The sequence below is a fragment of the Paenibacillus sp. P22 genome (assembly GCF_000469945.2).
Classification (GTDB): Bacteria; Bacillota; Bacilli; order Paenibacillales; family Paenibacillaceae; genus Paenibacillus_O; species Paenibacillus_O humicus.
In genome coordinates this window covers 1-12,746 of record NZ_CBRA020000060.1, presented here as the reverse complement: position 1 = coordinate 12,746, position 12,746 = coordinate 1, and the positions used below count along the sequence as shown (strand labels likewise).

The 12,746-nt window shown below is 56.8% G+C and carries 12 protein-coding genes and 1 pseudogene; 12 read left to right on the top strand and 1 reads right to left on the bottom strand.

Annotated features, from left to right (window positions below):
• The 7 genes and pseudogenes from BN871_RS28305 to BN871_RS27585 all read left to right on the top strand — a co-directional run.
• Positions 1–383 (top strand): annotated as a pseudogene (locus tag BN871_RS28305) (hypothetical protein); the annotation flags it as partial.
• A 15-nt stretch (positions 384–398) separates the two neighbouring features.
• Positions 399–1,028, top strand: coding sequence for a hypothetical protein (locus tag BN871_RS09975; protein ID WP_021880429.1), 630 nt, complete (start codon positions 399–401; stop codon positions 1,026–1,028).
• Between the two features lie 31 nt (positions 1,029–1,059).
• Entirely contained in the window at positions 1,060–1,809 is a 750-nt protein-coding gene (locus tag BN871_RS09970; RefSeq protein WP_048745732.1) for a hypothetical protein, read from the top strand.
• 95 nt (positions 1,810–1,904) lie between these two features.
• A complete protein-coding gene (locus BN871_RS09965) occupies positions 1,905–2,141 on the top strand; it encodes a hypothetical protein (protein ID WP_021880431.1) in 237 nt (78 codons plus the stop codon).
• Between the two features lie 18 nt (positions 2,142–2,159).
• Positions 2,160–2,984 (top strand): copper amine oxidase N-terminal domain-containing protein, encoded by an 825-nt coding sequence (locus BN871_RS26175; RefSeq protein WP_049869171.1) that lies wholly within the window; start codon positions 2,160–2,162, stop codon positions 2,982–2,984.
• A gap of 18 nt (positions 2,985–3,002) precedes the next feature.
• A complete protein-coding gene (locus tag BN871_RS09955) occupies positions 3,003–5,768 on the top strand; it encodes a hypothetical protein (protein WP_157060254.1) in 2,766 nt (921 codons plus the stop codon).
• A gap of 96 nt (positions 5,769–5,864) precedes the next feature.
• Positions 5,865–6,014 carry a hypothetical protein gene (locus BN871_RS27585; protein WP_021880435.1) on the top strand — a complete coding sequence of 50 codons (150 nt, stop codon included), beginning with the start codon at positions 5,865–5,867 and terminating at the stop codon, positions 6,012–6,014.
• A gap of 254 nt (positions 6,015–6,268) precedes the next feature.
• Here BN871_RS27585 and BN871_RS09950 read toward each other — a convergent pair whose 3' ends face one another.
• Positions 6,269–6,793, bottom strand: a complete 525-nt coding sequence (locus tag BN871_RS09950; RefSeq protein ID WP_157060253.1) for a hypothetical protein — start codon at positions 6,791–6,793, stop codon at positions 6,269–6,271.
• 31 nt (positions 6,794–6,824) lie between these two features.
• On the opposite strand from BN871_RS09950, the gene BN871_RS29890 reads away from it, so the two are divergent.
• From BN871_RS29890 to BN871_RS09925, 5 genes are all read left to right on the top strand, one after another.
• Complete coding sequence (locus tag BN871_RS29890) at positions 6,825–8,192, top strand: HNH endonuclease (RefSeq protein ID WP_332310208.1); 1,368 nt, start codon at positions 6,825–6,827, stop codon at positions 8,190–8,192.
• A gap of 17 nt (positions 8,193–8,209) precedes the next feature.
• Complete coding sequence (locus BN871_RS09940; protein ID WP_021880439.1) at positions 8,210–8,677, top strand: DUF6985 domain-containing protein; 468 nt, start codon at positions 8,210–8,212, stop codon at positions 8,675–8,677.
• A 396-nt stretch (positions 8,678–9,073) separates the two neighbouring features.
• Positions 9,074–9,658 (top strand): glycerol-3-phosphate responsive antiterminator, encoded by a 585-nt coding sequence (locus BN871_RS09935; RefSeq protein ID WP_048745726.1) that lies wholly within the window; start codon positions 9,074–9,076, stop codon positions 9,656–9,658.
• Positions 9,659–9,752: 94 nt separating this feature from the next.
• The gene (gene glpK / locus BN871_RS09930; protein ID WP_048745724.1) at positions 9,753–11,249 is read left to right on the top strand and encodes a glycerol kinase GlpK; all 1,497 of its coding nucleotides are present in this window, start codon (positions 9,753–9,755) and stop codon (positions 11,247–11,249) included.
• Between the two features lie 151 nt (positions 11,250–11,400).
• The coding region (locus BN871_RS09925) for a glycerol-3-phosphate dehydrogenase/oxidase (protein WP_048745722.1) at positions 11,401–12,746 on the top strand (1,346 nt) is incomplete at its 3' end.

Below are 12,746 nucleotides of genomic sequence, written 5' to 3'. Positions count from 1 at the left end.
GCGCTCTGGCCGGCGCGGCCTTCGGCAGCGTTGTTCCTGGACTTGGGACCGCAGTCGGCTTCTTCGTCGGATTGGGCGTCGGCGTATTCATGAGCTCCGATACGGGCAAGGCGATCAAGGATTGGACGAAAGACAAGCTCAATAAGGGCATCGAAGGAACCGTCGCAGGCGTGAAGGCAGCCGGAAAAGCGTTGAAGCAAGGCGCGGAGTTCACCGGGAAAGCGATCAGCGCCGCTGCAGGTGCCGTCCACAGCACGATTGAGACAGGCGTCAAAAAAGCGAAGCAGGCCGCCGACGAGATTCTTGAAAAAGGTTCTCAAGCGGCAGATCTGATCGGGAAGGCGGCCGGCTCGCTCGTCGGCGGACTCAAATCACTCTTTTAGCAAGGAGGCGTATCGATGCCGCGCGAAGCTAGGCCTGCCCGAAGCTCAAATGCCTTGTACGCTGCTTTTTTTGTGCCTCTTGTCGGCGCCGTGCTCATGTCCGTCATTCCGGCCTGGTCGCCACGGACGGCCTGGTTCGCCATTACGGCAGGCGTGCTGAACATGGCGTTTGTTTTGATCATGAGGAGAACACGGACGCTGGAGAAATCCCGCAAGCGGAAAGTGATTTTCGGCATCTCCCAATTCAATCTCTTTGTCCTTTTCATGCTGGGGATCGTCTGGAGGGTTTGGGACGGGGGGCTGCTGCTGGCAGCGGGACTTTTGCTGCTGAACGTCGTTTGCGCTTTTGTCGGCTTGAGATTCCGGAGGTTCATTTTTCAGGAAGCCGCGAATCCTCAGACAAAAACCGGCAGAATCATTTATACGATCGGGCTCGCAGGCGCAGGCGCCGCAGGCATTCTCGGCTATTCGCTGGGAAATCTTCTGGGAGAGAGGTTCGCCGGCAAGCTGCCTCTCTTTCTCACCCTCGCCTTTGTTCCCGTTTCCATGTATGTGCTGCTGGTGATTTATTCCGCTTGGAGCAAGGTAGATGATCCCGACTGGGATCCGATGGATGCCAAGGGCAGCTTCAGGTCAGGCGCCTAGCATCCCATGATGACGACAGGAGCGTGAAGAAATGACGGCTACACCGCAGACATCCATTCCCATTGATTTGAACGATCCCATGGAAATGGAAGCATTCTCGAACAAGCTGTTGATCGAATATGGGGACGGAGGCTCCAGCCTGAAGCCGGAGCACAGCCGGGAGCTTGCGCAGCTGATCCAGAACAAGTGGATCGGGCTGCAGGGCTATGCGCATGCTTACGCCCGTGACTGGGTGAACAACGAGGATATGGTGAAGCAGATCGGAGAGGATCTTGAAAAGGCCGAATCCCATGAGGAAGCGACAGAGGCGGTGCTCATTCATTTGCGCCGCTGGGGCAGGCAGGCTGCTGGCGACTTCATCGGCGCCTTCTGCTTCCTGGAAGCCAAGGCCGGGAGCGAGGGGGGAGATGACGCCATCATCGCCGAGATCCGCCGCACCGAACGGGCTTACGCCGGTTATCTGGCTGCCCATGAGCAGGAGCTGATCATCGATGAAACCGCCAGCGGGCTGAGTCCCGGGGATTCCCTCTACATTGCCCAGCCGCTGTTCCAGCATGCCCCGGGGTTCATGGACTGGCTGTTCGGGGCGGTCGATATATCCCTGCTCAACCGCAGGCCTCTGATCAAGGACGCTCTCATCGCCGACAGCTTCGAGCAGCTGCTGCTGAAGACGCTTCTCGCCTCGGGCGGCGTCGTCGAGGAGGTTTCGCTGTTTGCCGCTTATTGCGCGCATCTGCTTGATTTGCCACGGTTTTACCATCTTGGCGAAGAGGCCGTATGATCGGCAGGCTTTACCGTCGATGGGAAAGCTGGAATGACCGCTGGTGGCAAGATCTGAGCGATACATACAAGAGGTACAAAAAGGAGCATCGCAAGATGATCCGCAAAAACCGGCAGGGAAATGAAGAGATGGTGCAGGCGGGCCATTTCTACCGGTTTTGGCTTGGAGAAAGGGAACTGAAGCCCGGGCAAAGGTTCTGGACCCGCTTCCTTTTCGATTGGCATTTCAGCCGGATGGAATGGATCGAAGCGCGCATCTCCTTCCCCTTTTTCATCGTCATGGCTTTGCTTGTGGCGGTCGTCCTCGGCATCGTGCTGCTGTTCGTCATTTAATCCAAGGAGGAAACCATCATGAAGAAAATCATTTCCTTGCTTGCTGCCGGCACGATCGCGGCAGCTGCCGTTCCCGTTGCTGCACAGGCGGCGGCATTGCCGCTGCGCATCGTCGTCAATGGCGAGAAGATCAGCCTGCCGGACGCGCAGCCGTTCGTGGATAAAAGCTCCCGTGCACAAGTGCCTTTACGTTTCGTCAGCCAGGCGCTCGGCGCGAAGGTGGATTGGAACAGCGGAGCCAAGCTGGCGTCGGTCTCGGCTGCCAGCATGAACGTAGCCGTGACGGTCGGCAAGAAAGAATACAAGGTCAACGGCGAGAAGAAGCTCATGGATACCGCCGCTCTCGTGAAGAGCAGCCGCACGTTCGTGCCGATCCGCTTCGTGAGCGAAGCGCTGGGCGCATCGGTCAACTGGGACAAGAAAATCAATACGATCTATATCGATACGACGGGAATCGGGACGGCGAAGCCTCCGGCGACGGGCGGAACCGGGGACGAAATCAATGCCAACGGCTTCGTCATCAAAAAGGAATATGAGTCGAAGCTTCTGGTCGACGTTTCGGAGCCGTCCGAAGTGAAGGAAGACGGAGGGGTCATCGTCCTCATTCTGCCTTTCGGATTGAAGGGTGCGGACTTCGAGAGGCAGCTAGTTGAAGCCGAATTCATCCTGAAGCAGAAAATCGAGGCCAAGACGGTGGACGCCATCATCGCATACGCGAAAAAGAAGAACAAGAGAGACATGGAGCTCGAAACGAAAAAATTCGAGGATGCGACCTACAAGGTGCTGGTCGGCTCCGCCTATTACAGCGACACAGCCATCACGGTCATTTTGAAAAAATACTAGCGGGCATGCGGGTGAAAAATGAAAAGAATCCTATCTATCTCTCTAGTCCTTGCGGCTGTTTCCAGCTTGTTCCCTTCGGCAGTCCCATCCTTCGCAGCAGCCCAGGGCGATCCTCCGGAGCGCGCGCTGACGAGCAGTTCCGATCCATCCGAAGTGTTGGCCGCGATCAACCGGGACATGTTCGATATTTACGGACTTGAAAGCTATTTCCCGGAAAATACATCCAAGTTCGGACCCTACCGGAAGGATCTGATCCGGAACAAGCTGCAGGAATCGCAAAAAATTGATGGGCATTATGCCTTTGAAGTGGTATACGGATCCGATCATGGCGACACGCTGATCCACATGAATCCTCCGGTGAAGGAGTATTCGGGCTATACGCTGGCCGGCTCCTCGGTTCCGACGGAAGGAACCCCTTGGTATGCGGGCTGGAGCGGCCACAAGATTCAGGATATGAAGATGATCGAGGAGCCTTGGCGCAAGGAAAAAGTGACCGACCGCTATTTCATCGTGCAGAATCAGTTCAATAAGCGGGGCAATGGCTTCACGGATCGGAACGTTACGCTCGAGGATTCGATTCAGGAAGGGCTGAACAGGCTGTACGCAGGCAAGAAGTACAGCCAATTCATCTACAACCGTCAGAATGAAGCGTATAAGGACCGAATCGTGTTCGACAAAGGCGCGAAACCGAGCCTGGGTGGAAAATGGCAGGATTATGTGCATGTCTTTCAGCCTCCGACCCGGATTTCATGGGGCTACGGCATGATCTTCATTGAAAATACGCCTGGAAAAATAACGTTTCTAGGCATCCCGATGGCGCCGTTCGATCTGGTCGGTCCTCCCGAAGCCGACTTGTCGGCCAGCTTCGAGCAGCTGCCATCGGCGGCCGTATCCGGCAGCGAGGTGAGAATCGGCGTCAGAGTGAAGTCGACGTTCAAGAATCAAGTGACGGCGCCCTTCTCCTGGAGTGTGGTCGAGACGGGAACAGACCGCTCGGTCCGAGGCGTCGCCTACTCGGTCAAAGGAGAGGAGGGAACCGCTCCAACCGGCCGACTCACGCTGAATCCAAACGGAGAATCGGTACTCTATGCGACGTTCACCATGCCGGAGCGCGACGTCCGCGTCCAGTTCAACGTCAACCGGGATGGAGATTCGCCGAAAGAATCCTACACGGCAAACAATTCCATCGACTCTCTTCCGAGAGCCGTGAAAAAAATCACGCCGATCGAGGTCGGTTATGACGTCCTCTCCCGGCAGCTGGACTTCCCGCTGGCCAACGGAGCGGATATAACGGCTGTTCTCCGTCTCCCGGGCGGTTCCAGCTATGCCTGGACCGGCAATGCGGCCGGCGCTCTGAGCGTCTCGAACCAGGCGCCTGACCTGTACAGGCAGTTCCGGGACGACAACAATCCGCCTGTCGACGAGGCGGGAACGGTCATTACGCGCAACCCGCAGATCAAGGCGGTCGTCGACCGCAAGGACTTCGGGGACGATCCTGTCGGCGGCCGTTTCTTCCAGGGCGCCGAGCCGGCATCGGCGGACCGGATCGGCAGCATTCTCTATTCCGGCGATGTCGTCCGGCCTTGGAAATACGAGTACGACTACTGCGCGGAAGCGGACGAGAACGGCGGCTGCAAGAGAATGGAAACCGAGCGGCGGACAGGGACGGCGTCGGCAAGCTTTGACGACGGCACCGATACGAAGGCTTTCCTCGTCCACATTTACAACGGCTCCAAAACTCTCGTGCAGCATAAATATGACCAGAAGATCGAGGGAAACCAGGACAAGACGGCCGAGCCGAAAAAGCTGTATTGGGAAAACGAAGCCTACAAATTCGACGTCGTCCGCTGGATGAAAGATGTCGATGCGGCCGGCAAGGCGATCAAGTGGACGGCCGTCGACGGCCGCTATGAGCGCAGCTTCACCCAGCAGGCGAGCGGGGAGCTGGACTGGGGCGTGAAAACCTCGATGGCCGGCAGCTATAAGACGGCCAGGGAGGCGGCGAAAAACGGCGCGGGCAGCAAATCCAGCTATGACAAGGCCGTATTCGCTACGGACCGCGAGCTGCAGAAGTTCGCCTATCCGATCAAGTCGGGCTACTACTTCAATCCCGCCGGAATCTACACGTTCAAGGTGAAGACGGTGACCTACAAGCCGACCTCGGACGATACGCAGGATCATAAAGACCTGGTCGAGGCGGCGACGGACTCATTCCGTTACGGAACCGATCTGATGTACATCGACTCCGGCAAGCGTGCGGTCAACATCCGGGGCGAGCAGCTCTCCGCCAGCGGGGGAAGCTTCGAGCGCAAAATGGGCGTCCTGTCCGCCAAAAACAACAAGGGCGTGGACGGGAAAGAGCTGCTGACGGTCAGCGACAGCTACAAGAAAACCGTGAGGGAACTCAAGTCCTCTGCAGCCCGGGAGCAGGACGGCGATGCGACGGATCCTTATTGGAAGAAAGTGATGGAGGGTTATTCCGAGTCTTCCACGGCGGGCAGCCAGAGCAGCTACCAATACCGCGAATACGTGAAGAACGGCAAGATGTATGAGATTACGGAAACGACGACGGTGACCATTCAGATCAACAAGGGCAATCTGCCGCTTTATACGCATGCCAATATGGCGAACGGCGGCTATACGATCCGGGCCTGGGTCGAGGATATCGACCTGTCCAAAGAAAAACATGCCTATAACGTTCTTCCGGCCTTGAAGGGAATCAAGGAGCTGGACATCGTCGGCATTACTGTGCAAGGCTCCATGCTGGATGATTTGAACAACTGAGATGAGATTGAGGACGCCGGTCGATAGGACGGCGTCTTTTTTTTGCCCGATAGCCTGTAAGGATCCAGTTCAAGCTCCAGGAGGTGAGTAAAGAGAATGAGACAGTCTGTTCAACTCGACAAGCTGGGCAGCTTGTCGGATGGAATGAAGCGTCTTGCCGTTTCGTTGGAGGAGACGACCGTACGAGGTATGGCAGGGCTGGAGCGGATGGAGGATTCCATTCGGTCCGAGTATGGAGAGTCTTAGGTGCAGAGATCGGTAATCCGTGTGCAGGAAATGCACCGGGAAGCCAGCCAGCTGGCTGCCCATCTGGACGATAAGATGCAGCGCCAGGCAGCAGAGCTGCGCCGTGCTGCAGAAGCGTATGCGGATGCAGAGCAGCGGAACATGACGCTGATTCGCTCCTTGTCAGGCGGAATGGACTGGGGTGGAGCGGGATATCAGACTCCGTTGGGCGGCATTGGACTGGCCGACCTGAAGATGCAGGCCGAAGCGGGTCTTCATCGATTGAAGCCGCTGCCTTCGATGGATCTCCTGGAGCAGGATCCGCTGGTTCGGAGTATGCGAGAGGCGGCGGCGGATCTCAAGCGGGCGACTTTCTCTTGCAGCTCTTTCTGTTGCATGTCCTCTGCCGATTGGAGAGAGGGTTCTATCGCCGACAGCCTAGTCAGCTCTGTCCTTGCCCAGTCCCTCATGATTCCTTCCTGAACACCCAGGCTCAGCAGCAGCCGGTATTTCGGGTTCAGCGGCAGCGGCATCGGCTGGGCCATACACAAAGGATCGGAGTCACAGGCCTCAATCGCGGCCCTCCTGAAATAGGGCGTGAGATCCACATTGTCACCATATGCGGCCTCGCGGACACCCTGGACCTTCAGCTCTTTCCTCGCCGCCTCGGCCATCTCATGCATCGCATCCATCAGCCCTTGGTTTCCATAGGCCTTGTACACCTGATAGGCCGTCTGCGCCTTCGCAATATCCAGCCGAAGCTGGAACATCTTGTCCAGTTCCGCTTGAGCGGCCTCCATGTCTTCCGGCGCCGAGGCGTATGCTAAAAGCATGCTGCCGCCGACACATTTGTCCGATGGAACGCTGATTACAGCCGCCAATAAAGAAAATGAGCTTACCTTTGCGTACTTTAATGAGCATGTGCTGGAAAAAGATAAAGAGTATATGAACGTTCAAGTCCCGTATACGGCTTATGTCGCGTGGATAAGAACGATCTATGGGAGAAACGGTTGGGAGCAGGCGATGCATTTAAGCGAGGAATTTGTTCTCGATCTGGGCACGGAAGTCATCACGAGCGTCATCGATATGGGTGAGTTGGTAGTAGAGTTTGTGATCGACCCGGCTCAGACGACCAGAGAAGCGATTGAAGCAGTCAAACAAACGGCAGGAAGTGTCGCGTATTTCGTCGAGAATCCCGATAAGCTTGTAGACGTTGCCAAACAGGTCTATGCAGACTTCGAGCAGATGAGTCCGGAAGAGAAAGCGCGGGCGCTTGGAGCGATATCAACGATTCTGATACCCGGAGCAGCGATCACCAAGGTCACCAAAGCAGGCAAGGTAGTCGAAGGAATAACCACGTTGACGAAGAAGGCAGGTGGAGCGGTACCGACGGGATTGGATAGAATCTCGCTCGGACCTGTCCCTGTGACGGCAGGACCGAGAATGCCAACCGATCTAAGTCCAGGTTGGGATATCGGCGCGTTGCCCCGCACGCCTGTTCAGGATAACTATTTAAGGCAGATGGAAATTTCTCGGAGTGAGTTGGCTGATCTGGCTGCTGGGAATAAAGGGAACGCGGATGTTAAGGGGGCGGATTCTGATCGTTTTTTGAAGGTTGAGGGGATGGATGCAGATGATGCTCCTTCTGCCTTTAAACAGACTAAATTTGCTAGTTCTTATGAAGCGAGACTTCATCAAACGCCATCACCTAATAATAAAACGGTTGGTTTTGAGGGGCAAAGGGGCGAATCAAAATGTATTTTAAAACCACCACCAGACCCTGAATTGAAGAAGATATTAGACGAAGCAGGTATTAATGGGATAAATTATAAAATCGGAGTACCTGATTTTTCGCCTGTAGCAAAAGCAGAACTTGAAATTGACCATATGGTGGGCGGAGTTGGTAGCAATGGAACTAAAGCTAGAACTGCGAATTTTAAACAAGCAGATATAAAATTTGCTGAGCAACTTAATAACTCACCTGAGTTGGCTAGTCAATTTGGGTTAACCCCAGGGAAAATTAAAGCAGGGGACATTGCAGATGTTCGCGAGGAATTAAAGCTGACTTGGCACGAATTAAATGATGGTAAAACAATTCAGCTTGTGCCGTCTGAAATTAACAGTAAATTCGGACATCTAGGTGGCGTAGGAGAGATAAACGCAGGAGCGTTTGAGCCTGGCGGATTTGCCGATAATTAGAAGGGAGATTTCTCAAAGTGAAAATTAATGATGCAGTTTTCGGTGAACTTGAATACGATTATGTGTGGAGCAAGGATATTACAATTGAGTTTTTCGGAAAAGAAGTCAATATTGCTTTGATGGTAGATGGTGAAGAAGATGGAGAATTTAGTGAAAAACAGTATGCTTCATATAACACTTTAAAAGAAAATTGGGGGGATATTCAGCAAAATATTCTGACTCCAATTTTAGATTATTACAAAGAGAAGCGGTCTGAACTTGGGTACGACGTTTCATATGATGAAAATTACCCTTTAATTGAAACAAATGATAAACTTCTTGAAAATATCAAGCTAGTTGGAATTTATGTGCCATCTGCAAGACGATTTGAAGCCAGATATATTGGACTAACATTTGACTGTACATGGGATGAAGAAAATGGGGTTGGTATACGTCTAATTAATGAAGAAGTAGCTAGGGTGGGATACCAAGATGTGGCGCTTTGAGTATATATGGGCTACTACCCAGTGCCGAATAAACTCATCATTCAACCAATAGCATTGTAGTATCGTTCAATCAGAGCTTCAATTTTAAATAGCAATCGGCAATAAAACAGCTACTTTGCTGTAATCCCCATTAGAGCCAGTATAGGTTCGATTCATTCCGGGAGCGACGTCCGCCGCCTTCGCTGAGAACAGCGAGCGGATCAGCGCCTGGCGGCAAGCGTACGTTGACAACGTTTCCAGCAGGCCGATATAATGAATTCAAGTTAATAGGGCGACGGAGAAAGGGAGGTCCGCATCAAGCGCTGTTTCATTGCAAACGGCAGCTTGACGCGGGCTTTTTCCTTTTTTCAGTCAGGAAGATAAGGGGCTAGGAGTCCGATAAGGGAGGAAGACGGCATGGCCTTCAAGGGACAGCTGATCCTGCCGGCGATCCGCAAGCCGAAGGATCTGGAGAAGCTCATGGGCTTCTCCTATGAATACATCGTTCTGCTCGACAGCCACATCAGCCAGCTGAAGCCGATCCTTGATCTGGCGAGGTCCGGCGGCAAGCAGCTGCTCATCCACGCCGATCTCATCGAAGGGCTCAAGAACGACGAGCATGCGGCGGAATTTCTGTGCCAGATCATAAGGCCGGCGGGAATCCTCTCCACGAGGGCGAGCGTCATCGCGAAGACCAGGCAGAATGGCCTGCTCGCCATCCAGCGGGTATTTCTGCTCGACTCCGGCGCGCTGAACAAGAGCTATGCGCTGCTGGAGCGCTCGCAGCCCGATTACATCGAGGTGCTGCCGGGAGTCATCCCGGATATGATCGCCGAGGTGAAGGAGAGGACCGGCATTCCTATCTTCGCCGGAGGGCTGATCCGCTCGGTATGGGATGTGGAGAAGGCGGCGGCGGCCGGAGCGGCGGCGGTCACGACCTCGCGCGTGGAGCTGTGGAAGCATTTTGATCGGAAGAGCGAAGAGGCTCCCGAGCCGGTATAGGCGGGAAAGGCTTCAATAGGAAGCAAAGCAGGAAGATTGCGATAAGCAGGCATGAACGTATATAGCATTTGCTGAAGCAAAAGGAGGAGCAGCTATGAGCGATACCTATATCCTGTCCATCGATCAGGGAACGACCAGCACGCGTGCGGTCATCGTCGGCCGGGGGGGCGAGTTCGTCGCATCGGCTCAGCAGGAGATCGTCCAGCATTATCCCCGTCCGGGCTGGGTGGAGCATGACGCAAGCGAGATCTGGGTGTCCGTGCTGGGGGTCATGGCGGCGGCGCTGTCCAAGGCAGGCCTGCGCCCCGACCAGATCGAAGCGATCGGCATCACGAACCAGCGGGAGACGGCGGTCGTCTGGGATCGCAGCACCGGCCATCCCGTCTGCCGCGCCGTCGTCTGGCAGTCCAGGCAGACCGCGGATATTTGCGAGGAGCTGCGCCGATCAGGGCTGGAGGAGCTGTTCCGCTCCAAGACGGGCCTCCTGATCGATCCGTATTTCTCCGGCACGAAGGTGAAGTGGATTCTCGACCATGTCGACGGAGCGAGGGAGCGGGCGGAGCGCGGGGAGCTGCTGTTCGGAACGATCGACTCCTGGCTCATCTGGAAGCTGACCGGCGGTGCTTCCCATAAGACGGACTACACCAACGCTTCGAGGACGCTTCTCTTCAATATCCACGAAATGAAATGGGATGGGGAGCTGCTGGAAGCTTTGGACGTCCCTGCCGCCATGCTTCCCGAAGCGCTGCCTTCCTCCGGCGTGTTCGGCCATACGGTCCCTCATCACTTTTTCGGCTGCAGCATTCCCATCGCGGGCGTAGCCGGAGACCAGCAGGCGGCCCTGTTCGGCCAAGCCTGCTTCGAGGAGGGGATGGCCAAGAACACGTACGGCACCGGCTGCTTCATGCTGATGCATACCGGCTCCAAGCCGGTGAAATCCTCTCACGGGCTGCTCACGACGGTGGCGTGCTGCGCGGAGGGCGAGGAGCCGCAGTATGCGCTGGAGGGCAGCGTCTTCGTCGCCGGATCGGCCGTGCAGTGGCTGCGGGACGGACTGCGCATGATCAAGTCGGCAGCCGACAGCGAAGCGTATGCCTCCCGGGTAACCTCGACCAAGGGCGTTTATGTCGTGCCGGCCTTTGTCGGACTCGGCACTCCCTACTGGGACAGCGAGGCGCGCGGGGCGGTGTTCGGCCTGACGAGCGGAGCGGAAAAGGAGCATTTCATCCGCGCCGTGCTGGAGTCGCTGGCCTATCAGTCCAAGGACGTCATCGCCGTCATGGAAGAGGATTCCGGCATGCCGCTGTCCTCGCTGCGGGTGGACGGCGGTGTCGTGAAGAACGATTTCCTCATGCAGTTCCAGAGCGATATTTTGGGCGTGCCGGTGGAGCGTCCGGAAATCAACGAAACGACGGTGCTTGGCGCGGCCTATCTCGCCGGACTTGCCGTCGGGTACTGGAAGGACCGCTCGGAGGTGGGCGGCAGCTGGCGGATGAACCGCCGCTTCGAGGCCGCGATGGAGGCGGAGGAGAGGGACTCCCTCTACGCCGGGTGGAAAAAAGCCGTTGCGGCAACTCGGGCTTTCCAATAGCGCGCTGTTCTGGTACGCTTGAAGCAAGTTAATATCGGCCTGTAGATATCGGAGAACGCCGCAAGCGTCCGGCTGCCCCTCATGGAGCAGCCCGGACGGCTTGCGGCTTTTTTGTTGGATTTCAGAGGATTTGGATCGAGGAGGCTTGTCCATGGAAACCCGGTTTTCAGCGTTGGATAGAAGCTCGCTGCTGAAGGAGCTGTCGGATGAGACTTGGGACGTGCTCGTCATCGGAGGAGGAATTACGGGCGCCGGCATCGCGCTGGACGCGCAGTCGAGGGGGATGAGGACCACGCTGATCGAGATGCAGGATTTTGCTGCGGGCACTTCCAGCCGCTCGACCAAGCTGGTTCACGGCGGTCTGCGCTATCTGAAGCAATTCGAGGTGAAGATGGTGGCCGAGGTCGGACGCGAGCGGGCGGTCGTCTACGAGAACGGTCCTCATGTGACGACGCCGGAGTGGATGCTGCTGCCGATCTACAAGGGAGGCACGTTCGGCAAGCTCTCCACCTCCATCGGGCTGGCGGTCTATGACCGGCTGGCGGGCGTCAAGCTGGGCGAGCGGAGACGGATGCTCGGAGTCGAGGCGGCGCTGTCCAAGGAGCCGCTGCTCAAGAAGGAGGGCCTCAAGGGCGGCGGCTATTATGTCGAGTACCGGACCGACGACGCGCGGCTGACGATCGAGGTGATGAAAAAAGCGGCCGAGCTGGGGGCGAAGGCTGCCAATTATGTCAAGGCGGAGGAGCTGCTCTACGAGAACGGCCGCATCTGCGGCGTCCGCGCGGCGGACGTGATCGGCGGCAGGTCTTGCGTCATAAAGGCCCGGCATATCGTCAACGCGGCCGGCCCGTGGGTGGACGGCATCCGCGAGCTGGACGGGTCCCGGCAGGGCAAGACGCTGCGCCTCACCAAGGGCATCCATCTCGTCTTCGACGGCAGCCGATTTCCGCTGCGTCAGGCCGTCTACTTCGATACGCCGGACGGCCGCATGATGTTCGCCATCCCCCGCGGCGGCAAAACGTATGTCGGCACGACCGACACCGATTACGACGGAGACGCCGCCGCGCCGAAGATGACGGAAGCCGACCGGAAGTATGTCGTGGAGGCGGCGGCAGCGATGTTCCCGTCGCTCGGACTGACCGAGGCCGACGTGGAGTCCAGCTGGGCGGGGCTGCGGCCGCTCATCTACGAGGAGGGAAAGTCTCCCTCCGAGGTTTCGCGCCGCGACGAGGTGTTCCGCTCGGATTCCGGCTTGCTCACGATCGCCGGAGGCAAGCTGACCGGCTATCGGCGGATGGCGGAGACGGTGACGGACATGCTTGCCGCCGAGCTTGGACGCGAGAGCGGGCGGAAGTATCCGAAGTGCCGCACGAAGGATATTCCGCTGTCGGGCGGCGATGTCGGCGGCTCATCCGGTTTCCCCGGTTTCCGCGAACAGTCGGAGGCGATGGGCCGGATGCAGGGCTTGTCCGGGCCGGCCGCCGCGCTGGTCGCCGG